The 24,584-nt window shown below is 61.8% G+C and carries 26 protein-coding genes; 14 read left to right on the forward strand and 12 right to left on the reverse strand.

What is annotated here, in order from left to right:
• Position 1 precedes the first annotated feature (1 nt).
• Positions 2-964, reverse strand: coding sequence for an NAD-dependent epimerase/dehydratase family protein (locus tag I6E56_RS10940; RefSeq protein WP_197138521.1), 963 nt, complete (start codon positions 962-964; stop codon positions 2-4).
• Between the two features lie 182 nt (positions 965-1,146).
• Between I6E56_RS10940 and I6E56_RS10945 the strand changes: the two genes are divergently transcribed.
• A complete protein-coding gene (locus tag I6E56_RS10945) occupies positions 1,147-2,706 on the forward strand; it encodes a hypothetical protein (protein WP_197138523.1) in 1,560 nt (519 codons plus the stop codon).
• Here I6E56_RS10945 and I6E56_RS10950 read toward each other — a convergent pair.
• The 3 genes from I6E56_RS10950 to tdh form a co-directional block, all read right to left on the reverse strand.
• The gene (locus tag I6E56_RS10950; RefSeq protein ID WP_197138525.1) at positions 2,693-3,724 is read right to left on the reverse strand and encodes an NADPH:quinone reductase; all 1,032 of its coding nucleotides are present in this window, start codon (positions 3,722-3,724) and stop codon (positions 2,693-2,695) included. The two genes, I6E56_RS10945 and I6E56_RS10950, sit on opposite strands and share 14 nt — an antisense overlap.
• A 61-nt stretch (positions 3,725-3,785) precedes the next feature.
• On the reverse strand, positions 3,786-4,967 hold the full coding sequence (locus I6E56_RS10955) for a glycine C-acetyltransferase (protein ID WP_197138527.1): 1,182 nt from the start codon (positions 4,965-4,967) through the stop codon (positions 3,786-3,788).
• A gap of 69 nt (positions 4,968-5,036) precedes the next feature.
• Complete coding sequence (gene tdh / locus I6E56_RS10960; RefSeq protein ID WP_197138529.1) at positions 5,037-6,062, reverse strand: L-threonine 3-dehydrogenase; 1,026 nt, start codon at positions 6,060-6,062, stop codon at positions 5,037-5,039.
• A 256-nt stretch (positions 6,063-6,318) separates the two neighbouring features.
• On the opposite strand from tdh, the gene I6E56_RS10965 reads away from it, so the two are divergent.
• The 6 genes from I6E56_RS10965 to I6E56_RS10990 all read left to right on the forward strand — a co-directional run bounded on the left by I6E56_RS10965 (position 6,319) and on the right by I6E56_RS10990 (position 12,807).
• Positions 6,319-6,903, forward strand: coding sequence for a hypothetical protein (locus tag I6E56_RS10965; protein ID WP_197138536.1), 585 nt, complete (start codon positions 6,319-6,321; stop codon positions 6,901-6,903).
• The gene (locus I6E56_RS10970; protein WP_197138538.1) at positions 6,900-8,372 is read left to right on the forward strand and encodes a hypothetical protein; all 1,473 of its coding nucleotides are present in this window, start codon (positions 6,900-6,902) and stop codon (positions 8,370-8,372) included. The genes I6E56_RS10965 and I6E56_RS10970 overlap by 4 nt, the downstream gene beginning before the upstream one ends.
• Before the next feature lie 76 nt (positions 8,373-8,448).
• Positions 8,449-9,531: a nitroreductase family protein gene (locus I6E56_RS10975; protein ID WP_197138540.1), complete on the forward strand. Its 1,083-nt coding sequence runs from the start codon at positions 8,449-8,451 to the stop codon at positions 9,529-9,531.
• Entirely contained in the window at positions 9,528-10,511 is a 984-nt protein-coding gene (locus tag I6E56_RS10980) for a lysylphosphatidylglycerol synthase domain-containing protein (protein ID WP_197138549.1), read from the forward strand. Before I6E56_RS10975 ends, I6E56_RS10980 begins: the two co-directional genes overlap by 4 nt.
• A gap of 83 nt (positions 10,512-10,594) precedes the next feature.
• Positions 10,595-11,575, forward strand: a complete 981-nt coding sequence (locus I6E56_RS10985) for a glycosyltransferase family 2 protein (protein ID WP_197138552.1) — start codon at positions 10,595-10,597, stop codon at positions 11,573-11,575.
• Entirely contained in the window at positions 11,572-12,807 is a 1,236-nt protein-coding gene (locus I6E56_RS10990; protein WP_197138554.1) for a polysaccharide pyruvyl transferase family protein, read from the forward strand. The genes I6E56_RS10985 and I6E56_RS10990 overlap by 4 nt, the downstream gene beginning before the upstream one ends.
• 25 nt (positions 12,808-12,832) lie before the next feature.
• Here I6E56_RS10990 and I6E56_RS10995 read toward each other — a convergent pair whose 3' ends face one another.
• The 4 genes from I6E56_RS10995 to I6E56_RS11010 all read right to left on the reverse strand — a co-directional run bounded on the left by I6E56_RS10995 (position 12,833) and on the right by I6E56_RS11010 (position 14,975).
• On the reverse strand, positions 12,833-13,747 hold the full coding sequence (locus I6E56_RS10995) for a cation diffusion facilitator family transporter (RefSeq protein ID WP_197138556.1): 915 nt from the start codon (positions 13,745-13,747) through the stop codon (positions 12,833-12,835).
• Positions 13,747-14,136: a metalloregulator ArsR/SmtB family transcription factor gene (locus tag I6E56_RS11000; protein ID WP_197138558.1), complete on the reverse strand. Its 390-nt coding sequence runs from the start codon at positions 14,134-14,136 to the stop codon at positions 13,747-13,749. The genes I6E56_RS10995 and I6E56_RS11000 overlap by 1 nt, the downstream gene beginning before the upstream one ends.
• A gap of 108 nt (positions 14,137-14,244) precedes the next feature.
• Positions 14,245-14,505, reverse strand: coding sequence for a hypothetical protein (locus I6E56_RS11005; protein ID WP_197138560.1), 261 nt, complete (start codon positions 14,503-14,505; stop codon positions 14,245-14,247).
• Between the two features lie 158 nt (positions 14,506-14,663).
• A complete protein-coding gene (locus I6E56_RS11010; protein WP_197138562.1) occupies positions 14,664-14,975 on the reverse strand; it encodes a PLDc N-terminal domain-containing protein in 312 nt (103 codons plus the stop codon).
• Between the two features lie 290 nt (positions 14,976-15,265).
• Between I6E56_RS11010 and I6E56_RS11015 the strand changes: the two genes are divergently transcribed.
• Positions 15,266-16,315 carry a low specificity L-threonine aldolase gene (locus I6E56_RS11015; RefSeq protein WP_231606601.1) on the forward strand — a complete coding sequence of 350 codons (1,050 nt, stop codon included), beginning with the start codon at positions 15,266-15,268 and terminating at the stop codon, positions 16,313-16,315.
• A 156-nt stretch (positions 16,316-16,471) separates the two neighbouring features.
• On the opposite strand, the gene I6E56_RS11020 is transcribed toward I6E56_RS11015, so the two are convergent.
• Complete coding sequence (locus tag I6E56_RS11020; protein WP_231606602.1) at positions 16,472-18,175, reverse strand: MDR family MFS transporter; 1,704 nt, start codon at positions 18,173-18,175, stop codon at positions 16,472-16,474.
• Positions 18,172-18,705 (reverse strand): MarR family winged helix-turn-helix transcriptional regulator, encoded by a 534-nt coding sequence (locus tag I6E56_RS11025; protein ID WP_197138564.1) that lies wholly within the window; start codon positions 18,703-18,705, stop codon positions 18,172-18,174. The genes I6E56_RS11020 and I6E56_RS11025 overlap by 4 nt, the downstream gene beginning before the upstream one ends.
• 140 nt (positions 18,706-18,845) lie before the next feature.
• Between I6E56_RS11025 and I6E56_RS11030 the strand changes: the two genes are divergently transcribed.
• The 6 genes from I6E56_RS11030 (at position 18,846) to I6E56_RS11055 (ending at position 23,494) form a co-directional block, all read left to right on the forward strand.
• Positions 18,846-19,517, forward strand: coding sequence for a DNA alkylation repair protein (locus tag I6E56_RS11030; RefSeq protein WP_197138566.1), 672 nt, complete (start codon positions 18,846-18,848; stop codon positions 19,515-19,517).
• Between the two features lie 9 nt (positions 19,518-19,526).
• Positions 19,527-20,042: a DUF1801 domain-containing protein gene (locus tag I6E56_RS11035; protein WP_197138568.1), complete on the forward strand. Its 516-nt coding sequence runs from the start codon at positions 19,527-19,529 to the stop codon at positions 20,040-20,042.
• 94 nt (positions 20,043-20,136) lie between these two features.
• On the forward strand, positions 20,137-20,535 hold the full coding sequence (locus I6E56_RS11040) for a hypothetical protein (protein ID WP_307842837.1): 399 nt from the start codon (positions 20,137-20,139) through the stop codon (positions 20,533-20,535).
• Between the two features lie 82 nt (positions 20,536-20,617).
• Positions 20,618-21,511, forward strand: coding sequence for a F510_1955 family glycosylhydrolase (locus tag I6E56_RS11045; protein ID WP_307842838.1), 894 nt, complete (start codon positions 20,618-20,620; stop codon positions 21,509-21,511).
• Positions 21,512-21,597: 86 nt separating this feature from the next.
• On the forward strand, positions 21,598-22,461 hold the full coding sequence (locus I6E56_RS11050) for an alpha/beta fold hydrolase (protein WP_197138578.1): 864 nt from the start codon (positions 21,598-21,600) through the stop codon (positions 22,459-22,461).
• The gene (locus tag I6E56_RS11055; protein WP_197138579.1) at positions 22,454-23,494 is read left to right on the forward strand and encodes a GNAT family N-acetyltransferase; all 1,041 of its coding nucleotides are present in this window, start codon (positions 22,454-22,456) and stop codon (positions 23,492-23,494) included. Before I6E56_RS11050 ends, I6E56_RS11055 begins: the two co-directional genes overlap by 8 nt.
• Positions 23,495-23,554: 60 nt before the next feature.
• Here the strand turns inward: I6E56_RS11055 and I6E56_RS11060 are convergent, their stop codons facing one another.
• Positions 23,555-23,914: a hypothetical protein gene (locus I6E56_RS11060; protein ID WP_197138581.1), complete on the reverse strand. Its 360-nt coding sequence runs from the start codon at positions 23,912-23,914 to the stop codon at positions 23,555-23,557.
• A 94-nt stretch (positions 23,915-24,008) separates the two neighbouring features.
• On the reverse strand, positions 24,009-24,479 hold the full coding sequence (locus I6E56_RS11065; protein ID WP_197138583.1) for an Lrp/AsnC family transcriptional regulator: 471 nt from the start codon (positions 24,477-24,479) through the stop codon (positions 24,009-24,011).
• Positions 24,480-24,584 lie beyond the last annotated feature (105 nt).

Raw genomic sequence — 24,584 nt, forward strand, 5'->3', positions numbered from 1 at the left:
TTTACGCGCCAGATGCTAGGGCGCGCGCCTCTTCGTCAGCACCAAGCCCGGATGCGCGAGGTCGGTCTCTGCCGCGTGAAAGCTCATCGTCGAGGGTTCGCGTGATGGTTTCGCGAAGGGGGCGAAGCTTTCCGCCAGATGCTCGGTAGCGTGCGTTGTTTCGTTGGGCGAAGCCTGCATCGATCGCGGGGATCCAGAGCGGAAGTGATCGGGGCCCGGCCCAGTACCGGATGTCGTGCTCGGCGAGCCACGCATCGTCGCGTTGTTCGAAACTTCCGGCAAATGCGGCAACGTCGGCAGTGAGCTCGAGGAATTCTTCGAACGGCAGCGCGTTACCAACGGCGTTGATTACTCCTGCAGTTCTTGCGAGCCCAGCCTGCACGATCCACGCGGCAAGGTCGTCAACGTCGATCACTTGCACGGAGCGGTCGGCGAAGGTGGGGGCGAGAACGCGGCCTCCGCGGTGGAGCCGTGCCGGCCAATAGCCGAAGCGGTCGGTGGGATCACCGGGACCCACGATCAGCCCGGGCCGTGCGACGAGGAGTCCTTCGCCGCGATGGCGGGCGCTCGCTCTCTCGGCGGACACCTTCGCCTGCGCGTAGTCGTCCATGTCGACCGGGTCCACAGTCTCTGTGCTCTCGTCAGCACCCGGCACATCGTTGCGTTCGTAGACGGATACCGTCGATACAAAGGTCCAATGCTCAGCGCGCGAGCTCAGCGCCTGTAACGCTGACTCGACCTGCCCGGGATCCCGCGAGACCTCGATGACGGCATCCCAGTCGCCCGTCAGCTCGTCGTAAGCGCCGGGTTGGGTGCGATCGGCGCGGATGAGGTGAGCACCCTCAACTGCAGAGCCAGATTCTCCGCGCGCCAGGCACGTGACGTCGGCCCCGCCCTGCATCGCGGCCTGCGCAATTGCTCGACCCAGCCATCCGGTTCCGCCAAGGATCAATACTCGTCGCATGGGCCTATGCAACAGCACTGGCGCGAGTATTTCTACAGTGTTCGCCGCCGGCAGATGCACGAACTCGGCCAACCGTTGGTTACAGGGTTCAGAGCCGCACCGGTGTTAGATTCTGCGTGGCACTGTGTGCCGTCCCGTCGTGCACCCGCGCGCCGATGAGACCGTTGCAGAGAGGGGGTCGAATGCGCATCGTCGCGACTGCAGCTCGTTCTCGCCTGCGCGCTCTGCGCCCGCTGGCGATTGAGCTTCTGTGGCTGCTCGGCGCGCTCGGCCTCGCGCTGCTTGTCGTCACCTATCTGGCCGGAACATCAGGTCGCGGCGAGTTGATGTTCCTCGACGGCGACTCGATGATCGTCCCACTGTTCTCGCGGTCAATCCTCGAAGGCACCGCGAGCAACTGGGCGATGTCGGCCGTGCTGTTCGTGCCGGAGATCGCTGCGTTCCTCGTGCTTTCAGTACTCGGCGGGGGCATCCAGGAAGCACAATTTCTTTCGGCCGTCGCTAATTTCGCTGGGCTCTATCTCGTGTTTCGAGTTGCCGCCGTCACCGTAGCGAAGGGCAACCGGGCGGCGCTCGCAGCGACCGCAGGTTTCGCAGCCGTCTGCATTCTCGCTGTCACCGAAGGTAGCGGTAATGGAGACAGCCCAGAACTCGCCTCTCTCCTGGCGATGACCACCTACTACGCCGCAACGGTTCTCGGTGCGCTGCTCGCCGTGGGAATCATGCGCCGCATCGTTGCTAGCCCGACGCCTCGACGCATCCTCGTGATCGCCCTCTTCGTGATCGCGGCACTATCGGTATTCACCAACCCGCTCTACCTTGCCTGGGCCACCGCGCCCCTTGTCATCATCGTGATCGTTGTCTGCGCTGGCTCGGCGTGGGGGCGTTCAGCGCTGTGGGCAATTGTCGCGCTCGTGGGCGGCTCCGCGCTCGGGTATCTGTTGCGGATTCCGCTTGCGCCGTGGATCGTTGCGAACCCAGACAACTACGTTCAGCCAAACCGCTCCCGGGCATCCCTCGGTTACTACTGGGACCTGCTCCTCGAAAGGCTGTCGAGCCCCGGCGGCATTCTCGCGGTCGCTATCGTAGTCGCGCTCACGCTGCTCGGCGTGTGGCTCACGCTGCGCTCTCTGCGGCACGGAGCAATCGGCTCCGCAGTGGTCGCGGCCTATTCGTGGTTTGCGCCAGTGGCGACCACGGTTGGCTTCATCCTGCTGGGCACCGAAGCCTCGCGTTACCTGCAGTTGTGGGCGTTCGCCCCGGTACTCGCCCTTGTCGTCCTGATTGCGGATGCGCGGCGCGCGACACCCGCCGAGACTCCGTGGCGGCGGCTCGTCGCGTTCGCTGCCATCCCCGCGTTGCTCGGTGGTGTCACGTTTATCGCGGTGCTACCGGCGGCTGCCCAACGAGCAACCGAGCACGACACCTCGCTCGACTGTGCGGTGGACTGGGTGAACGCATCAGGCGCGGTAGGTGCTGGTCAGTTCTGGAGTGTTCGCGCCGTCAAGACTCATGTGGATGACCCGGCTCAGCTCATCCAAACCGATTTTGCTCTGGCCGACTACGCGTGGCTCATCGATCGGGCGGATTTTGCCGAGCGAGAGATCTCATTTCTGATCGTTGACGAGCAGAGCGCACCATTCACGTTTCCCGCCGCAGCCGAAAACCTGCGCTCGACCACGATCGACTGCGGCCGTTTTCAGATTCTCGATTACAGCCCGGCGAGCATTACGCGACCGTAACGTCGATCAGCACCTTGCCGACGGCTCCACTCTCGACGAGAGCGTGAGCATCCGCCGTGTGAGCAAGATCGAAGCGGTGCAGCGGTAGCCCGGTTTCTTCGCCGATGCCGAGCGCACCGTCGTCGATGGCGCTGTTGATGGCGTCAGCTGCAGCGCGAATCGCATCAATGCCCACGGTGTAGAGCAACACGAATTGGTAGCGCACGTTGAGGGCGAAATGACGGCGCACGTCGAGTGTCACTTCGTCACCGCCGTTGTTGGCGTAGACCGAAATCGAACCACGATTGCGGATGACCGCGAGATCAAGCTCTGCATTCTGAGCGGGCGCGACTTCAACAATTTGGTCGACCCCCTCCGGAGCAATCGCGCGAATCTGGTCGACAATATCGGAGTCGGTGTAGGTGAGCACGTGGTGAGCACCCGCGGCGGTGGCGAGGGCTGCCTTCGACGGTCCGCTCACGGTCGTGATGACGGTGGCTCCGGCCCAGCGGGCAAGCTGAATCGCGGCATGACCGACAGCGCCGGCTCCACCGGCAACGAGCACGATCTTGCCGGTGAGAGCATCCGGGTGCAGTGTGTCTGGGCCATCTTCGGCAACGGTCAGTGCGCGGTAGGCGGTGACCGCGGGAACGCCAAGGCTGGCGCCCTGATCGAAGCTCGCGCTCGCGGGCAGCGCGAAAACACGTTCGGCGGGCAGCACGGCCAGCTCTTGGCTGGAGCCGCTGTTCGAGCGTTGGAACGCGGCGATGGCAAGCCACACCCGGTCGCCGACGCTGACATGCTGCACGTCAGCGCCGACCGCTTCAACGATGCCGGCACCATCTTGGCCGGGAACAACCTCGTCAAACGGCAAGGCCTGACCGGATGCCGCCCCGCGGCGCGACTTCCAATCGGTCGGGTTCACGCCGCTGACGACGATCCGCACGCGCACTTCGTCGGGCCCGGGTTCGAGCACTGGCCGCTCGACGAGCTGAAGTACGGAGGGGTCGCCGGTCTCGGTGTACATGATCGCTTTCATGCTCGGAACAACGCGATCACTGCTGACGATATTTCCTTCACCACGCTCACGCCTTTTTTCACTAAGCCGCGATCGACTCGCGCGCGGCGACAAACGCGGCAACGCAGCGCGAGATGTCCTCGGCGGAGTGCGCGGCAGACACCTGTACGCGAATACGGGCCTTACCGAGCGGCACGACGGGGAACGAGAACGCGATCACGTAGACGCCGAGCGTGAGCAGAGCATCCGCCATCGCTACCGCTTCGTGCTCGTCGGCAAACATGACCGGAATGATCGGATGCTCGCCCGGCAGCAGAGTGAACCCGGCCTCGGCCATTCCGGCGCGAAACTGCTCGGCGTTCGCCTTGAGCTTGGCGCGGCTCTCGGCCCCTTCGGCCACGAGGTTGAGCGCTTCGATTGAGCCGGCAACCACCGAGGGCGCGACAGCGTTCGAGAAGAGATACGGGCGAGCGCGCTGGCGCAGCAGTTCCACGATTTCGGCGTGAGCGCTGATGTAGCCACCGGATGCTCCGCCCAGCGCCTTGCCGAGCGTGCCCGAGATGATGTTGACGCGGTCGGAGACGCCGCAGTGCTCGGGCGTTCCCGCTCCGGTCTCCCCGACGAAGCCGACAGCGTGCGAATCATCCACCATGACCATGGCGTCGTACTGCTCGGCGAGGTCGCAGATCGCTTCGAGCGGGGCAAGGTAGCCGTCCATCGAGAAGACACCGTCGGTGACGATGAGGCGGCGGCGGGCATCCTTCGCGGCAATCAATTGCGCTTCGAGGTCGGCCATGTCGCGGTTCTTGTAACGGTAGCGGGCGGCCTTCGAGAGACGGATGCCGTCAATGATCGACGCGTGGTTGAGCTCATCAGAAATCACGGCATCCTCGGCACCGAGCAGCACCTCAAAGATGCCGCCGTTCGCGTCGAAGCACGAGGGGAACAGGATGGTCGCCTCCATGCTCAACAGCGCCGAGAGTCGGTTCTCGAGCTCAACGTGCTGGGTCTGGGTGCCGCAGATGAAGCGCACACTCGCCATCCCGAAGCCCCAGTCGTCGAGGGCGTTCTTGGCGGCCGCAACGAGACGCGGGTGGTTGGCGAGACCGAGATAGTTGTTGGCGCAGAAGTTGAGCACCGGCTTGCCGCCCGACTCAACATGGGCGGCTTGCGCAGTGTCGAGCTGGCGTTCCGTCTTGTAGAGACCAGCAGAGCGGATGTCGCTCAGGGTCGTGGTGAGTTGTTCGCGAACTGTTCCGTACATGGTGTTCTCCTAAAAATTGTGAGTTGGCGGGGTCGCTGGGGTCGAGATCGCTGGCGAAAGAGACAGGCGCTACGACCAGTCGATGATGACCTTGCCGCTGTTGCCGCGCCGGGCGGTGGCGAATGCTTCTTCCCACTGTTCGGCGGGGAAGCGGTCGGTGACGACGGCGGAGACATCCAAACCGGTGTGCACCATGGCGTTCATGGCGTACCAGGTCTCGAACATTTCACGACCGTAGATGCCCTTGATGGTGATCATGTGGGTCACTACGGTGGCCCAGTCGATGCCGATCGGTTCGGCGGGGAGGCCGAGCATGGCGATGCGGCCGCCCTGGTTCATGTTGCTGATCATTTCGGGCAGTGCGGTGGGGTGTCCGCTCATTTCGAGCCCGATATCGAAGCCCTCTTTCATGCCGAGCAGCTCTTGGGCTTCAGCGATGCGCGTTGTCGATACGTTGATCGCGAGGCTGACGCCCATCTCGCGCGCGAGTTGCAATCGTTGTTCGTTCACGTCGGTCATCACAATGTTGCGGGCGCCGATGTGGCGCGCCACCTTGGCGGCCATGAGTCCGATGGGGCCAGCGCCGGTGATGAGTACGTCTTCGCCAACCATCGGGAACGACAGGGCGGTGTGCACGGCGTTGCCCAGGGGGTCAAAGATGGCAGCAAGCTCGGGGTCGATATCGGTGGGATGCGCCCAGACGTTCTGTTCGGGAATAACGACGAATTCGGCAAAAGCACCGTCGCGGTTTACACCAATGCTTGAAGTGAATTTGCAGAGGTGTCGACGGCCTGCTCGACAGTTGCGACAGTGGCCGCAAACGACGTGGCCTTCGCCCGAGACGAGCGCGCCGATCTCGACCGAAGTGACTCCCTCGCCGAGCTCTACAACGTGGCCAGAAAATTCGTGGCCGGGAATAAGGGGAGCATTGATGGCGCCCGCGGCCCAGGCATCCCACGACTCAATATGCAGGTCAGTGCCGCAAATGCCGGTGCGAGCGACCCTGATTTTTACCTCCCCGCGACCAGGGGTTGGCTCGGGGCGTTCGGCCAATATGAGGCCGGGTCCGGCCTTGTCCTTATAGAGGGCTTTCATCGTCGATTCCTCTCAGGCGGCGCAACATGACGGATGGCGTGCGCTTGTGGCGCCCATCATCGACGTGTCCGCTGCTGTGTATCAGAGCACCGCAATGTGGGTACAACGGGGACTCTTCTGCTTGCGTCATTCAAATCATAAGTTGAACCACCCATTTGTGACCGAAATCTCTGAGGGTACCCGTCGAGCACTGCGGGGAGAGTGGCAGAGCAGCGCGCGGTCTAATCCCGAAATCTGCGCTCTATATACTGAACCCGTGATGGGTACCGCACGACTAACGATGATCGGCGTGCTCGCGATCGCCATTGTCGCCAACGTCGTTCAATTTGCGGGGATCGACGAGGTCGCACCCGAAAACTACGAGGCGATTAATCGAAAGCCGAGCTCGGACATTGTCGATATCTCGTCCCGGAGCGCTCCCGTCAACCGCGCTTACGGTCTGTCGTGGGCAATCGCCGCTGCACAGCCCGGCGCCACCGTTCTTGTCTCTGCCGATGACGAGAGCGCGCTAGTGAGCTTGAGAGCCTTCATCTTGGGGTTTGGCGAAGCCCGCTCCGTAACACTTGCCTCTGATTCTGTGCACGACGTGACGTCGCTCGAGGAGCTTCGGGCCAACCCCCACAACGTCTCGGTGGAACGAATCGTGAGTGACGGCCACGGCCACCGTCTCGAAGATTCGTTCTACATTCGCGGCGACTGCTCCGACGATTTCGCACCCGTGCTCGCCGTCGGCCATGTGCCCCTCGACGCTGAGACTGCTGCAGATACGCAAAGCGACTCCGGTTTGGCGCTCGTCGTTGTCGACAACTGCCTGCTACCGAACGGCGGGCTCAGCGAATGATTCTTGAAGTCGTCTTTGTGCTGGCGCTGATTCTCGGTGGTGCCGCTCTTGTCCAGGTTGCCGGTGCCCGCGGACTCGGCGTTCCTATCCTCGGAGCGGCTACCGGCCTCGCGCTCTACCTCTGCATCACGGCTTTCCAAGTTCTGACGCCCATCACGAGCTCGCCGCTTCTCACGCTGATTCTTACGGTTGCTCTCCCGATCGCGCTGTGGGGCTGGCGCCGCTTCCACGGTGCCAACCTTCCGCTTCGTCCGCTCTGGGCAGGTATCATCGTGGCCGGTGTGGTTGGTGCTGTTGCGTTCTTCCGTGCGATACCTCAGGTGGCGTGGTCGAACGACAGCCTCAACTACCTGCTCAACGGTTCTCTGATCGCGAGCAACAACATCACGGTTGCTTCGACGGCGCTGTTGCCCAAGCGGCTCATCGGAGTGCCTGGACTTCACGCTGTGGCAAACCTCGGCGGTGAGCTTTACGTGCAGTCGATTACGCCGCTGATTTCGGCGCTCGTGCTTGCTGTGCTCGGGTGGATGGTGTGGCAGTCGCTCTCGACGCGACTGAGCAAGCGCGCGCTCGTGCTGCTGATCGGTGCCGGACTGCTGTTTCTCGTGTCGATGAACCGTTTCGTATTCCATGCTTTCTATCTCAACGGGCACCTGCTGTTCGCTCTGTTCATGCTCGTCGTTGTCGGTGGCGGTTGGATGCTCGTCTCCTGCGACTCCGTGAGCAAAACTGCGCTCATCACCGCGATGAGTCTCGCCGTCGGTGCTCTCATTTTCATTCGAGCAGAGTCATCAATCCTTGTCATCCTGATGCTCTTGCCGATCATCTTCGATGACTCGGTGAGCAGGCTGCACAAAACGATTCTGTTGGCTGTTTTAGGGGTCGCGACGATCGGATGGCAGTCGTTCATGGTGGCGATCTACCTCGCGCAGCAACAGTCAGTGGGCTTCGAGATCTGGGGCATCTTGGGCTTGGGTGTCGCAATTCTTGCCGTCATTCCCCTGCTCGGATGGAGCGCGCTTATGAAGCGCAGTCGCATTTTCTTGCTGCTCGCCGAAGGCATGCTGTGGCTGGCCCTCGTCGTGCTCGCGGTTCGCACTCCCCAGATTCTCAAAGACAGCCTCACGGCCACTTTTGCGAACGTTGTCGAAGGCGCGGGCTCGTGGGGGCTGTCGCTCCTCTTTATCGGGGCGCTCCTCGTTCTGGCATCCTTTATTGCCGTTCCCCACAGCGTCCACTTGCGTTTTCCGCTGACGAGCTTCATCCCATTAGGGTTCCTGCTGGCGTACTTGCGAGACGCGGCGTATCGCGTTGGTGACGGTGACTCGCTCAATCGCATGTGGATCCAACTCATCCCGGTTGCACTGTTCTACGTGCTGATTGCCTTGGGCATCGGTGAGTGGCGCCGTCGATCTACCGCTGCGGGGCAGGCTCCCGCGTCGGTGACCTCAGACACGCAGTCGATATAGTTGCTGTGGCGTGCTTGTGCCCGGATTTAGTTGAGCGGGTGCGGCGCCTTTTTGCGTTCTGGAGTGCGGAGAGAACTTGCTGAAGAAACTGAAAGCTATCGCGACACATCTGTTGGCGATCACGTGGATTCGAAAAACCTACGAACTTGTCAATCGCGTATTTCTCGAGACGTTCGGCTCGAGTCGAATTCTGGCGCACTTTTTCTACATGTTCTCGTTCTTGGCGTTCAACCGCGAGCAGGCGGCAGTGCTGCGCGGCCGCCGCAATTACTACCGCAACAAGAACCAAGACCGCACTTCGCGGGTAGAGCTTCGCCGCAATATCCACCGCCTCGAGAAGGGCATCATCATGATGCCGCGGCGCGATGTCTTTGCGCGCGATTACATCACCGAGACGGTGGAGTTCTACGAACTGGCTGCGCGCCAGTGCTCCACCGACCCCAACTCACTCGAGACGAGCGAGGTCGAGTGGGCTCATAACGTGCTCACCGAGTACTTCCGAGTCAGCACCGGCTCGGACCCTGTCGTGGATGCTGCGCGCACACGTTTCTCCGAACTCAGCTACAGCCCCGCTGACACCAGCAAAGTTCCGTACGCCAAGAAGAACCTCTCCGACATCAGCTACGAACAGCTGCACGAGCTCGCGATGCAACGCCGCTCGGTGCGCTGGTTCGAACAGAAGCCTGTGCCGCGAGAGTTGGTCGACAAGGCTCTGATCATCGGCCGCCAAGCGCCAACAGCGTGCAACCGGCTTCCTTATGAATTCCGTGTTTTTGATGATCCGGAAATGGTCAAGACTGTCGCCGGATTGCCGTTCGGTGCGGCCGGGTATGCGCAGAACATCCCGACCATCATCGTGGTTGTCGGCAAGCTCGAGAGCTACTTCAGCCCGCGCGATCGTCACGCGATCTACATCGACTCGTCGCTGGCAGCGATGTCGTTCATGTACGGCCTCGAGACTCTGGGCCTGAGTTCAAGCGTGATCAACTGGCCAGACTTTGAGCCCCTCGAAGCGAAGATGCAGAAGACTCTGGGTCTTGACGTGACCGATCGCGTGATCATGCTGATTGCCGTCGGATACGCCAACCCCGACGGCCTCGTGCCGTACTCGCAGAAGAAGGAACTCGACACATTCCGCTCGTACAACCAGTTGCGATGACGACGCCATCATCCTCGGGAGCGCGCAAGCGACTGCTGCGCTGGGGCCTCACCGTCGTTGTTCTTTCGCTAGTCGCAGTGTTGTTCTGGCGAGCTCTCGCCGACAACTGGGTCGAGGTTCAGGCGCAACACCTGCAGTTCAATTGGCTCATGGTCGTGGCAGTGGTGCTCTTCGCGGTGGCGGTTCCGGTCTCAGGATTGTTGTGGGGCGCGATCGTCAACAGGCTGAGCCCGACGACCACGGTGACTCCGCGCGAGGCGATGGCGGTTCATTCGGCATCGTGGCTTCTCAAGTACGTCCCTGGCCAGGTCGGCTCGTTGCTCAACAAAGTGATCTGGGGCAAGAAGCGCGGCATCAGCCGCAGCATCATGGTTATCTCGTTTATCTACGAGAACGTGTTCCTACAGGTGTCGTCAATCGTGCCGAGCGCAGCAATTCTGCTGGTGAGCGTTGGCCTCGTCATCTTCCAAGACAACCCTGTCACGGTATTGCTGCCGATTCTGGCGCTCATACCGCTGCTGATGGTTCTCGATCGTCGGCTTTTTCACCCCGTGCTCAATTTCGGCGCCAAGCGCATCCTCAAGCAAGAGCTCCCGCGCGAATACTTCTTGCCCCCGGCAGCGGTCGGTAGGTACCTCCTCGGGTTTGTAGTGCCGCGCGTCATCAACGGTGTCGGCTTCGTCTTCGTCGCGTCGTCGTTTCTTGACCTCGAGCCATCAGCATGGCTTCCGCTAGCAGCTACCTATGTGCTCGCGGGCGCGATCGGCATCTTGGCGGTATTCGTGCCGAGCGGACTTGGCGTGCGCGAAGCAGTCATTTTTGTTTTCGCTCTGCAGTACATGACGCCAGCGCAAGCTGTCATCCTCTCGCTCCTGGCTCGACTGCTCAGCACCGTTGCGGATGCCGTGGTTGCGTTGTTTTATGGAATGCTGACTCTGTGGCTCAAGCGTCGCCCCCCTCAGCTCACTCCGAGTGGATGACGGACGCCAGGAGACTGCGTTCGTTTACCTCAGCGGTCTAAAGTTCGCACCACACCCTTTTTACTTCTGGAGCTGATTTTTTCGTGAAGGTTTTTGTTCAGATCCCGTGCCTGAATGAGGAGACGACTCTTCCTTCGGTGTTGGAGTCGATTCCGCGCGAAATTGCGGGCGTCGACGAACTGCACATTCTTGTTATCGACGACGGCTCGACCGACCGCACCATCGAGGTCGCGAAAGCGCACGGCGTCACTCACTTCGTGCGCCATCCGGGTAACCGTGGGCTCGCCCGTTCCTTCTCTGACGGCGTGAGCTATGCCCTCGCGCAGGGTGCTGACATTGTCGTCAACACCGATGGCGACAATCAGTACCCTCAGAACCGCATCCCCGACCTCATCGCCCCGTTGATGAATGGCTCTGCAGACATTGCCATCGGTGACCGTCAAACGGCGACCATCGCGCACTTCTCGCCGTTCAAGCGCTTGCTCCAGCGATTCGGTAGCCGCGTGGTAAACATGGCTGCAGGCACAGATGTTCCGGATGCCGCGAGCGGTTTTCGCGCCTACTCGCGTGAGTCGCTGTTGCGCCTCAACGTTGTGACTGAGTTCAGCTATTGCATGGAAACGATCATTCAGGCCGGTCACAAGCGCATGCGTCTGGCCAGCGTTCCGATCGAGACGAATGCCAAGACTCGCGAGTCGCGCTTGTTCTCGTCGATGTGGCAGCACGTGGGGGAGTCCGCTCGGGCGATCATCCGCAGCTATCTCATGTTCCGCCCGCTGGCGTTCTTCTTGCCGCTCGGCACGGGGCTGACAATCGCGTCACTCGTTCCGTTCGTTCGCTACTTGATCCTGTGGCTGTCGGGCACGGCAGGCGATCACATTCAGTCGCTTATTTTGGGCGCGGCACTTCTCGTCGGCGGGCTGCTGAGCTTCGCGCTCGGACTGCTCGCTGACCTTATGCGGATCAACCGCATCCTGCTCGAAGACTCGATGGAGCGAACCAAACGAATTGAGTTTGGTCCGGGCTACACCGCAACGAAACTGAAGGGCCAGTCGCACGAATGACCGCTCCCCACATCACCATCATTGGTTCCGCGTTAGCGGGCAATAAGGGCGCTTCAGCGATGCTGGAAAGCGCGATTCAAACGTTGAGCCCGCGCGTTCCTGGCGTTAGCTTCACGCTTCTCAGCATGTACCCCGAGGAAGATCGCGCGCAGAACTCTTACGACAACCTCGAGATTGTGGCGGCTCAGCCTCGCCAGCTCGGCGTCACTATCAACTCGCTGGCATTGCTCTACCGCATCCTCCCGCCGCTTCGCCCACTGCTGCGCCAACGCTCGAAGGCGATCGGGGCCTTGGCCAAATCGCAGGTTCTTCTCGACCAGGGCGGCATTACGTTCACCGATGGCCGGGAGAAGTTTCTTCTCTACAACGTGGCATCCATTCTTCCGGCGATGTTCGTGAAAACTCCTGTCTTTAAGTGCGCTCAAGCAATTGGGCCTTTCACGAATCCGGTGAACCGCCGAGCCGCACGCTTCTTCTTGCCCAAGGTGCACACCATCGTGACCCGTGGTGCTAAGACGCACGAGTTCGCTGAGGGCCTAGGGCTGAAGAACCTCGTCGCGGGTGCCGACTATGCCTTCTCGTTGGAACTCGATGGCACCGAGCATGACGAGGTGGCGAAGCAATTCGATCTGTCGTTCTTCGAGGCCGGCACGGTTGTTGGCTTGTCGCCGAGTGTCGTCTTGCAGAAGAAGGTCGATGCTCGGGATGGTGACTACATCGGTCAGACGGCTGACTTCGTCACGCACCTTCTCCAGTCGGGTCGCAAGGTCGTGCTTCTTCCGCACAGTGCTCGGGATGGCTCCACAAAGACCCACAACAACGACTTGCCTCTCTGCCGCGAAATCTCTGAACGCGTAGGTGCGCATAAGAACCTGCTCTTCATCGACAAGGAGCTGCCGTCACAGCAGCTGCGATTCATTATCGGTGAATGCGATCTCTTCGTCGCCAGTCGCTTTCACGCCATGGTGTCGGCTCTGGCCATGGCGGTGCCCACCCTCGTCATTGGGTGGAGCCATAAGTATCAAGAAGTACTCGAGATGTTTGACGCCGAGGAATGGGCGATGCCGCACAGCGAAGCCGAGCTGGGGGCGCTCGTGAAGCGTTTCGAAGAACTCTCAGAAGCGCGCACCGAGGTGGCTGCATCGCTGCAGAGGCACTTGCCCACGGTTCGCCGGCGCTCTCTTGCGCAGGCAGATCTCATCGCGAAGATTGTGACTGACGGGGCCGCCTAGCCACATTCGACTTCACCCAGGCTGGCTAGTGGTGGTGCACGTGCTCTTCGTCGATGTTACTTTCGGGCTCGATCTGGAACGTTGAGTGTTCGATGCTCAGTTCAAAGTGTTCGGCGACGCATTTTTGCAGCGCGGGCAGCATCTCGGCGGCGTGACCGTCGCGGAAGCACGCGTCGCCAACAATGACGTGTGCGGTGAGCACGGGCAGGTCAGACGAGATGCGCGTGATGTGCAGGTCGTGCACGGCAGTGACGTGTTCCATGGCCATGATGTGGGCGCGCACCGCTTCGGGGTCGATACCCTTCGGGGTGGATTCCAGCAGCACTCCGAGGCTGGCTTTCAGCAGGATGATGGTGCGGGGCACGATCAGCAGGGCGATCAGGATGCCGACCACGGCATCCGCCTGATACCAGCCGAAGAGGGCGATCACGATTGCGCTGATGATGACGCCGACGGAACCGAGCGCGTCGTTGACGACTTCGAGGAACGCGGCTTTCATGTTGAGGTTGGAGTTGCGGCCGCCGGTCAGCACGACCATGGCGGCGAGGTTGGCGAGGAGACCGATGATTCCGAAGATCAGCAAGCCGGTTGGCTGAATCTCTGGTGGGTCGAAGAGGCGGCGCACGCCTTCAACGAGGGCGTAGATTCCGACGGCGAAGAGCAGGCTCGATTGCGCCATGGCACTCAATACTTCGGTGCGCTTGAGACCCCACGAGTGTTTGCTGGTAGCGGGGCGCTGCATGAGACCAGCAGCGAGCAGAGCCATGAGCAGGCCGGCAGAGTCGGTGAGCATGTGGGCGGTGTCGACGAGCAGCGCAAGGCTGCCGGTGACGATCGCCCCGATGGCCTGGGCGATGACAACGCCAACGGTGATGATGAACGCGATCAGTAGCCGAGTGCGGTTGCTGGTGCCCGCGCCGTGGTCGTGCCCGGCACCCATCAGTGTGCTCTGCTGGGTTGGGCGTTGGTGGCAGCAACGTCGGGCGCGTGATGGCTGTGACGCACGGTGCCATCGACAGCATGCTCCGCTTGGAACACGGCAACGCGGATGAGTTCGAGCGCGTGCTCGTTGCTGAGTCGGTAATAGACACGGGCGCCTTCGTGGCGCGTGGTGACGACTCGGCTCATGCGCAGTTTCGCGAGGTGTTGAGACACCGTGGCCTGCGGCTTGGAGACACGTTCCGCGATCTCGCCGACGGCTAGTTCGCCTTCGCGAAGGGAGAGAACGATACGAAAGCGGGTGGCATCGGCGAGCAGGGAGAAGATTTCGACAGCGACTGAAACATAGTCGTCGCTGGGGTCTGACCAGTCAGAAATATCTGCGCTCACACGAATATAATCACATGCGCAGGTTCGAATATCAATAGCTCCGCACAGTTCACGGCTGCCACGCAGCGACTATGCGGCCGAGGGTGCGGTGAAGGCAGCGGGCTGGTTCTACCCGCGCGCTTCTGTGCTTGCGGGCCGGAACTGCCGGGCGTGGCGGGCTTGAGCCTCATCGAGCGTGGCGCAGGTGCCTAATGGCCTAGCGAGGTGATCGGTGATGAAGAATTCACCGGAAGCACTTCGCTCGATCATTCCAGCAAATTCTCCGGCGGCATTGCCAACCCAGAGACCCGTCTGGATGGTCGTCCACACGACGGTGGGGCGTGCTCGGTCTGTCGAACTTTCGGTCGGCCGGGGCGCGGCAATCGTCATAGTTTTTTACTCCTTCGAGTTCACACTATTGAAGACCTCAGACACTTCAGTGGTGCATCCCGTTGCTGTTCGGGTTTTGCTAACTAAGATTCAACTCCTCGCAAGCGCGTCTGTCGAGCCTTCATTCGAGCAATTTCTTTGTTCGTAACATTTGCGGCTCAAGCGGGCGTCGGTTGCTCTTCTGCGCGTACATCATCCAGCATCTTGCGGCGTCCGATGAGGAACCAGCAGAGCGGGCCCGCGATCGTAATGACAAGCGATATTGCTACCCACGCGGCGAGCTCGATACCCCGCAGGGTGGCGCGATTGCGATAGATCGACACGAGCGCGAGCACGGAGACGATAGCTGAGGTGAGGCCCAGCACGACGAAAAATCCGATGTAGGCGAACCAGAAGATCATCATGAAGATGATCGCGACTGCTGCCGATCCGTCGGGTCCACCATTGCTCACTGCTGCAAAAATGCTCATGTTTTAAGGGTACCGTGCGTGAGCGGCGCACCATAGCCCTCAAAGGGGCGTCGTGTCATTGCGTTCGGCGCAATAAAGCTGCACGAAGTCGACCGCGAGACGAGGCGGCTATCCGGCACTACCCGCCGGGAGATATCATCGACTAAGAGTGGCTCGGAGCAGTGCTGATCGTTGCCGAACACTCGACTGATTCGCTTTCTGCGGTGGCGGCTCGGTCTAGTAGCGCTTGAGGCTCAAGGCCCGAGTCGCATCCGATTGGCATTCCTTATTTCTCGTTTCAGAAAGCCGCCATGACTCCGACCGATTCCATCCTGCGTGGCTACCTGAGCGACAATGCTGCCGGCGCTTCGCCGCAGATTCTGGATGCCGTTGTCGCGGCATCCGCGGGCCCTGCTGCGCCTTATGGAAACGATGCGCTCACGGCTCAGATGCGCGCCAAGATGGCGGCAGCGTTCGAGTGCGACCTTGAGGTATTTGCGGTCGGCACCGGATCAGCGGCTAACGGAATCGGCCTTGCTTCGCTCACGCGGCCGTGGGGCAGCATTCTCGCGCACGCCGACAGCCACATCCAGAACGACGAGGCCGGTGCTCCCGAGTTCTTTACCGATGGCTCAAAGATTGTGTTGCTCGGAGGCGAGCACTCCAAGATAGACCCCGACGAGTTGCGGGTCGCTGTGAAAGCTGGTCGCGGCGACGTGCACAGCGTTCAGGCCTCCGTGCTCAGCATCACGCAGGTCACCGAGACGGGCAGCGTGTACACGATCGACGAATTGCGCGTACTGACAGACATTGCGCGCGAGGCTGGACTGCGCATCCACATGGATGGCGCTCGCTTTGCAAACGCTCTCGTCGCCCTCGATGTGAGCCCCGCCGAGATGACGTGGAAGCTTGGCGTCGACATGCTCTCGTTCGGGGCGACCAAGAATGGCGCGCTGACGGCGGATGCCATTGTCTGCTTTGACCCGACTCTGGCGACTGAACTGTCGTTCCGTCACAAGCGCGGCGGCCAGCTCACCTCCAAGATGCGGTTCCAGGCCGCCCAGCTCGACGCGTATTTGACCGATGACCTCTGGCTCGACAACGCGCGCCAAGCCAATGCGATGGCCGCGCGCCTTCGCGCGGGAATCGCGGATGTCGCGGGCGTCACTGTCACGAGCGAGCCCGGCAGCAACATCCTCTTCGCTGTCTTCTCTGACGAACTTACTGAAGCCCTCCACGATCGCGGCTTCGGTTTCTACGCCAACCGTTGGGAGCCCGGTGTCGTGCGCATCGTGGTGTCGTTCGCGCACCAAGCCGCCGACATCGACGAGTTCGTCGCTGCCATCCGCGAGCTCGCGTAGCGCGCACGCCTAGCGCGCATCCGTAGCGCGCACGCCTAGCGCGCATCCGTAGCGCGCACGCCTAGCGCTAACGTCTTAAACGGAACTGGCCCGACGCACACGCGCCGTGATGGCGAAGTGTTCGTCGGGCCAGTTTCATAGGCGAGCCAGCGCCAATTAGTCCGTGCTGGGGCGATCCGTTTGTTCAGGCGAACCTGCGGCTGTCTCACCGGATGCATCACCGGCTGGGTCGCTGTCCGTCGCTGCGTCGGCAGCGGGGGTCTCGGCGCTGGCCTCAGTAACCGTCACTCCGGCGGGCGGAGCCATGCCGATCGTGGTGCGAAGCACCGAGCCGCGGGCCACGGCAATCGCGATCACGGCGGTAGCGCTGACGAGGGCGGCGATCATGAAGATGGAACCAAACGCGTCCGCGTAGGCGTGGTGGAATGCTGTCTGAATGACCTCGGGGAGGTCGGTGATGTTGAGGCTGGTTTCTCCCGAGCTGTTCGAAAGTGCGCTGGGGTCGACCCCGATTTCGGCGAGGTCGTCCACGATGTTGGTGCTCACGTGGTTGGTGAGCACCGCACCCAACACGGTGACGCCAACGGCGCCGCCGAGCGAGCGGAAGAACGCGATTGCAGCCGAGGCAGATCCGACATCCTTCACGTCGACGGTGTTCTGAACCGCAAGCACGACGTTCTGCACGAGTGCGCCGATACCGACGCCCATGAGCACCATGTAGATCACGACTGTCCAGTAGGCGGTGTCGTGGGTGATCGTGCCGAGGCCTGTGAGGCCGGCGAAGAGCAGGATGCTGCCCACCAGCATGACGGGCTTCCAGCGACCGATGCGGCTGACGATGAGCCCACCGATGGTTGCTGAGAGCAGTTGCGAAATGATCATTGGGATCGTCATCAGGCCGGCCTGCGTGGGAGTGGCTCCCGTGCCGAGCTGGAAGTACTGAGTCAAGAAGATGCCCGAGCCGAACATTCCGACACCGATGCCGACGCTGGCGACGATCATCCAGATGGTGGTCGAGTTGCCGAGTAGGCGCAACGGAATCATCGGGGTGGGCGCGCGCAGTTCAACGACAACGGCGAAGAAGCCGACGACGAGGAAGGCGGCGAGGAAGACGCCCGACTGCCACGAGATCCAGTCGTAGTCGTTGCCCGCGAAGGTGACCCAGAGCATCGGGAGAGCTGCGGTGATGGAGACCAGAACGGCTCCGAGGTAGTCAAGCCGGGTCTTGGCGTGCGGGTTGGTGGGCAGGTGAAGCTTCATCTGCAGCACAATGAGGGCGATAATGGCCAGCGGCAGGCTGACGAAGAAGCACCAGCGCCATCCGAGCGAGTCGGTAATGATGCCGCCCAGGAGTGGTCCGGAGACAGTGGCGACGGCCATGACGGCACCCATGTAGCCGGCGTAGCGGCCGCGCTCGCGTGGCGCGATGATCGAGCCCATGATCGACTGCACGAGCGCGGTGAGGCCACCCATCGCGATGCCTTGGAGTGCGCGAGCGATCATCAGCACGCCGATAGAGCCAGCGAATCCGGCGGCAATCGATCCGACGAGGAAGAAGACGATGGAGAGCTGGGTCAGCATCTTCTTGTTGTAAAGGTCAGACAGCTTTCCCCAGATCGGGGTGGTGATCGTCATGGCTAGCAGGCTGGAGGTGATGACCCAGGTGTACTGACGCTGGGTTCCGTCGAGCTCGGCGATGATGGTCGGCAGTGCAGTAGAGACGATCGTGGTGGAGATCATGGCAGTGAAGAGAGCGGCGAGGAGGCCGGTCATCACCTGCAGGATTTCGCGGTGGGTGTAGGTCACGGGAGCGCCCGGCTGATCGGGGGATGGCGCTGCGGCGCGTGCGGGTGCTGTCATTCGTTGTTCTCGTCTTCGTCGTGAGTGGTGAGTGTGTCGGTCGGTCTAGCGGAGTCGGGCATGGCGCTGGTTTCAGCGTCAGCCGGAGTTTCGGAGGGCTCAAGCACGTCAGCCAAACGCTCGTTGAGCGCGCTGAGCAGGCTGATGGCCCGCTCGGCTTCTTGGGGAGTCCAGTCGTCGAGAGCAGTAGCAAAATTACGGATGATGTGGCTGTTGCCTTCGGCCACCGCCGTGCGCCCCTGCTCGGTGATGGAGATGAGGATCGCGCGTGCATCGCTCGGGTCAGGGCGGCGTTCGACGAGCTCTTCTGCTTCGAGCGCCTCGACAGCGCGGGAAGCGACGGGGGCTGAGACAACGAGCTGGGTGGCGAGTTCACCGAGTCGAGCATCAGAGTCGATCAGGCACCGCAAGAATCCGTACTTCGTGCCGGCGAGACTGCGTTCGCGACTGCGTTGGCCGGCCTTGCGGAAGGTGCGGCTGATCGTGACCATGCCGGTAAGTAGCCGTGCGGCATCCGTCTCGTCAATCATGTCTCATCTCCTTAAGCACTTAGCGAGACTAATCATATTGCTTACCTTAAGCAACTAAATCTTTGATGGAGTTTTCTGGCCTCGATCTGACCGTGCTCTGTGCTCGCGCACGGCAGGCGCAGGGGGAGTAGCGTCGGGGCATGAAAACCATTGCAGCCGCTGAGGTCATGGCTGAATTGGCGGCGCTCGAGGATCCCCAAGCTCGCGCCATCAACGAACGTCACGGCGACGACCACGGAGTGAACCTGAGCAAGCTGCGGGCGATCGCCAAACGGCTCAAGACGCAGCATCCGCTCGCCGTTGAATTATGGGAAACGGATGACACCCCCGCGCAACTGGTGGCGCTGCTGATCTGCAAGCCCAAAGAATTCACCCGCGACGAACTGGATGCCATGGTGCGCCAGGCGAGGGCATCGAAGGTGCGCGACTGGTTGATCAACTATGTCGTCAAGAAGAGCCCCCACTTCGAAGAGTTGCGGGTGGCGTGGACGGATGACCCGGATGCCGGAGTGCGCAGCGCTGGCTGGGCGCTCACCGCCGAGCGAGTGCGCAAGAAGGCTGACGGGCTCGATCTCCCCAGCCTGCTCGACGTTGTTGATGCCGAGATGAAGGATGCGCCGGATCGACTGCAGTGGGAGATGAACAACACCCTCGCCTACATCGGAATCGAGCATGCCGACCTGCGCGAGCGAGCGCTCGAGATTGGCGAACGGCTCGAGGTGCTGAAGGACTATCCCACCCCGCGAGGGTGCACTTCTCCCTATGCGCCGTTGTGGATTGCGGAGATGGTGCGCCGCCAAGAGAAGCGGTAGCGTCGAAGCATGAGTGAGTCGGCGAAGACGAACACGAGTACGGATGCGAGTGCCGGTGCTGGGGCGGCCCACGGCAGCGCGGCCGCCAGCAGCAGGGCCGCCAGCAGCACGGCCATGCCGGCGGAGGTAACGGCAACTTTCGACGACTATCCGGAACCGATTCGCGCCGAACTGCTCATGCTTCGTGAGCTGATCCTGGCCACGGCATCCGAGGCTGACGGTGTTGGCGCGATCACCGAAACCCTGAAGTGGGGCGAGCCGGCGTACCTCACAAAGGAGACGCGCAGCGGCAGCACGATTCGCATCGCGCCGACGAACGCGAAATCGGCACACGACTATGCGATGTTCTTTATCTGCAGCACCAACCTGGTCAGCGACTTTCGGGCCCAGTTCGGCGATACCTTCGCGTATGAGGGCGACCGCGCGGTGCTCTTCAATGTTGGCGACAGAATCCCGGTCGATGAGTTGCGTGAGTGCGTGCGGCAGGCGCTGACCTATCATCTCGGTTCAGAAGCTCGGCGCTGAGAAGCGCAGCCCGTCTTCGTTATCGGCTATCGCCCAGCTAGCGAGAGTGCGCCGTCGATTACGATCAGTGGGACGTAAGGCAGGGAGGGTGACCGTGACGCAGCAGGCGACGAACGTTGTTCAATCGCTTCGTGCTGCCCTTCTGGTGATCGCGGCGCTGCTGGCGATAGTGGCGCTTGTCGCCATGCACTCGGTCGCAGCGGATGCGGCTCCGGCCATGACCGGCCACACTATCGCCCAATCCGCCGCAGCATCGCACGACTCGGAACCCTCGAGCGTCGAGCATTGCCCCTGCCCCAGCGACTCCGATTCGTCGATGTCGATGGCGGAGTGCACGCCGATTGCGGCTTTGACGGGCGTCGTCGCCCCGGCGTCATTGCGCTCGCAGTGTGCACTTGCGGGTCCGCATCCGGCCTCTCACCCGCTGAACACCGGCGCCATCCTGGGCGCTCCCGCACCTTCGCTTCACGCGCTTTCTATCAATCGCACCTAATCGGCGGGATGTCGGCTTAGCCGAGATCTTTACGGCTCCTTTCGGGGTGCCGCCGATTTGAGTACGAATGAGAAGGAACACAGTGAAGAACAGAATCAAGAAGAATGCCATCCCCCTCGCGGCCAGCGCATCCATTGTCGCGATTGCCTTGGCCGGGTGCGCTTCTCCAGCGCCGATCGCCGGTGCCGACACTGCGCCGTCAGCGCTAAACGTTTTCGAGCACGTGCATGGCTTAGGAATCGACTCGAACGACAACGTACTTGTCGCGAGCCATTCGGGTATTTACCGCGTGGATGCTGCCGGCGAGTTGAGCGGCCCTCTTGGCGGAGAGCCGTTTGATGCGATGGGCTTTGCGGCGGCGGGCGATCAGTATTTCGTTTCAGGGCATCCGAGTTCTAGCTCCAGCACCTTTGAGGGGCCGAACCTAGGGCTGCTCTCGAGTGCGGATGCGGGGGAGTCATGGGCGAGCGTCTCGCTAGCCGGGGCCACAGATTTCCACTCGCTCACTGTCAACCAGAATGACCCCACCCAGCTGTACGGATTGTCATCCGACGGCGCGCCGCTGTCGGCGAGCACAGATGGCGGGGTGACCTGGAGCGCCGGTGCGAGCATCGAAGCCTATTCACTCGTCGCCGACCCGAGCAGCGCTGAGAGACTATATGCCACTACGCCCGACGGTCTGGCGGTGAGCGAGAATTCCGGGCAGTCGTTCGCTCTGACTGCGGATGCACCGCTGCTGTATTTGCTTGCGGCCGCAGCAAATGCACCCGGAATGCTCGTGGGAGTGGATGTTGAGGGCGCCGTCTGGGTGCGTTCGTCTGAGGACGAGGGATGGTCTGCCCGAGGCTCGGTGCAGGGGACCGCGTTCGCGCTCACCGTCGGGGCCGAGGGCGACCGCATCGCTCTGATCGATGAGCGCGGTCTTGTCGAGTCGTTCGACGGTGGACATACCTGGACGATTCTCACGGCCGGATAGGCCGAAGGGAGAGGGGCGCTGCTTTCGTGCGCGCATAGTCGTAGCAAGCTATTGACTCTAGCCACATAGCTAACTAAGTTAGCCACATGACAAATCGAGATTCAGCCGGCGCAGTCACTCAGCACCTCGCGGTGCCCGGTGGCAACGTCGCCTTCGATGAGCGCGGCAGCGGCCCCCTTATCCTTCTAGTGCCCGGAATGGGCGACCTCCGCTCGACGTACCGCTTTCTCGCTCCCGCGCTCGCGGCCGCAGGCTACCGCGTCGTCTCGACCGAACTCCGCGGCCATGGCGACAGTGACGCGAGCTTCCCTTCCTATGGTGATGAGGCAACGGCATCCGACATCGCTGCGCTGCTACGGCAGTTGGATGCCCCGGCTGTCGTTGTCGGCAACTCCATGGGTGCTGGCGCTGCGGTTATCGCCGCGGCAGAAATGCCCGAACTCGTCGCCGGTCTTGTGCTGGTTGGCCCCTTCGTGCGGGAGCCAGCATCCGCGAATCCGCTCATGAAGCTCGTCATGCGCATCCTGATGGCGCGCCCCTGGGCTGCCGGGGTTTGGGAGGCGTACCTCCCGAAGCTTTACGCGGGTGCCAAGCCCAGCGACTTCGCGGAGTATCAGGATGCCGTGATCGCGGCGATGAAACGCCCCGGTTACGCGCGTGCCTTCAGTCTCACGACGCGCACCGATCACGTAAAAGCGGAGGAGAGTCTGGCTGCCATCACGACCCCTACGCTGGTGGTTATGGGCGATAACGATCCCGATTTTCCTGATCCCAAGGCGGAGGCTGGCTGGATCAGCGCAACCCTCGGCGGCGCAACCGTGATGATCGAGGATGCCGGGCACTACCCGCAGTCGCAACAGCCTGAACAGACGGCTACCGCGATTCTCGACTTCCTCAGCGCTTCGGGACACCGCGGTTCGGGACGCGGCGCAGAAGGACACCGTGCCTAGAGCCGGGCTCAGCACCGCCGCCGTCATCGAACGAGCCGCACAGCTCCTCGACGAGCACGGCTCCGAAAGCCTCAATCTGGCAGCCGTGGCGACCAGCTTTGGCGTGAAAATTCCCTCCCTCTATAAGCACGTCGATGGCGTGCAAGGGCTGCGGCGTGGCATCATGCTCGCCGCCAAGGCAGAGCTCACGGCGGCGATGGAGCAGGCCGCGGTGGGGCGCTCGCGCGACGATGCCATTCGCGGTATTGCGGTGGCGTACCGCGAGTGGGCGCTGCGGCATCCGGGGCAGTATCCGCTGACGGTGCGTGCACCAATGCCCGATGACGCGGATGACGAAGCGGTGTCAGCCGCGAGCGTTGCGGTGATCTTCGCGGTGCTTGCGGGTTACAGCCTGCGCGACGATGACGCAGTGGATGCCACTCGTTTTCTCCGCTCAGCACTCCACGGCTTCGTGTCGCTCGAAACGGGCGGAGCCTTTGAGTTGCCCGTCGACCGCGAACGCAGCTTCAGCGCTCTCGTGGGAAGCGTCGTGACGGCGCTCGCCGCGTGGGGCAGTGGTCCTGAATCGGTCACGACGTCCGAGCCGTGGTTGCCCGCGGGCTGGCAGCATCCGACCCACGTCTCCCTGCCGACTGGCCACCACCTCCGCCCGATCCGTGCCTCCGATACCGAACTCGATATGGATGCCGTGATGGGGTCGCGGGAACGGCTGTGGTCGATCTATGGCGAGGCCTGGGGCTGGCCGCCGGCGACGATGACGGCCGAGCAGGATCGCGCCGATCTGCAGCGGCATGCCGACGAGATGCAGACCCACGAGTCGTTTAACTTCGCGCTCTTTGACGAGAACGAGACGGAACTCATCGGCTGTGTTTATATCGACCCCAGCGACGACGAGACAGCGGATGCCGACGTTTCCTGGTGGGTGCGGGACGAGTACGTCGGCACCGAGCTCGAAGCCGCACTCGATACGTTCGTGCCGGCATGGATCGAACGCGATTGGCCGCTCACGAACCCACGCTTCGACCAGTTTTAGGGGAAAGCCGCAGATGCAGATTGTGGTGCGCCCACAGCGCTTCGCGCGCGCCGTTCCGCGCTAAAAGATTGCCGCGACGACGGCAAACACCACAGTTGACACAAGTACATCGGTGAGCATGACGGCTGCGATGCCGATGCCAATCCCGGCGGCCAGCTGTGGTTTGCTGCGCTGCACGGCGCCGGCGATTCCGAAACCGAGGCCGGTGAGGCTGACGATAACGAGAACGACGTTGCTGGCTAGTCCCCATGCGTTCATTAGTTCGTAGCCGGCGGTGAAAGTGAGATTCGTTTGCGCCACGAAGAACACAGTGCCGAGGATGATGGCGACAATGCCGCTGATCAGCGAGGTGCGACCGGCGGTGTTGTTCGCGGACCGAACCGCACTCGTGTGATTGTTCGCGTCAGGAATCGTGGTCACGGTGCTGCTCCAAGGGGGTGGGGAAGGATGTGTTTTCCGCCTTCGATCAGACTGCCAGCACGAGGCGTCGAATTCAAGAGATTGCTGGCTAGGGCTAGGAGAAATCCGTTGCAACCGCGTTGCGGTGGTACTCAAAGATCATGCTCGTGTTCGTGGAGGCAACGCTGTGGCGGGCCGACAAGTGATCAACGACAAAGAGCCGTACCTTTGACGAGTTCTCGACCGCGATGTGCACGAGAAAGTCATCGCCGCCGCCCACGAAGAACAGCTGAATCACTTCGGGCAGTCGACGGATTTCTTCGGTAAAGGCTTGGATGCTCTCTTGGCGCGCGCCCGGGCGCAGGGAGACTCCGATGATGGCTTGAAGGCCCCGGCCGAGCTTCTCGTGGTTCAGCGCAGCGTGGAATCCCGTGATGAGGCCGCGGTCGAAGAGCGACTTGATGCGAGTGTGGGCAGTGGATGCTGCGATACCCACGGTGCTGGCGACAGCCGCGTTGCTGATCCGGGCATCCCGCGAGAGAAGCGCGAGGATCTTCGTATCGATCGGATCAAGCTCGTCGGCCATGCGAAGATCCTTCGGTTGAAATGTCGCTGAGGTGCCATTTTCGCACGAATCCACATGACTTTCGAAAAAACGCCGATCAAAATTCTGACTTTTCCACGAAAGGCA

The sequence above is a fragment of the Salinibacterium sp. NK8237 genome, assembly GCF_015864955.1.
Lineage (GTDB): Bacteria > Actinomycetota > Actinomycetes > Actinomycetales > Microbacteriaceae > Rhodoglobus.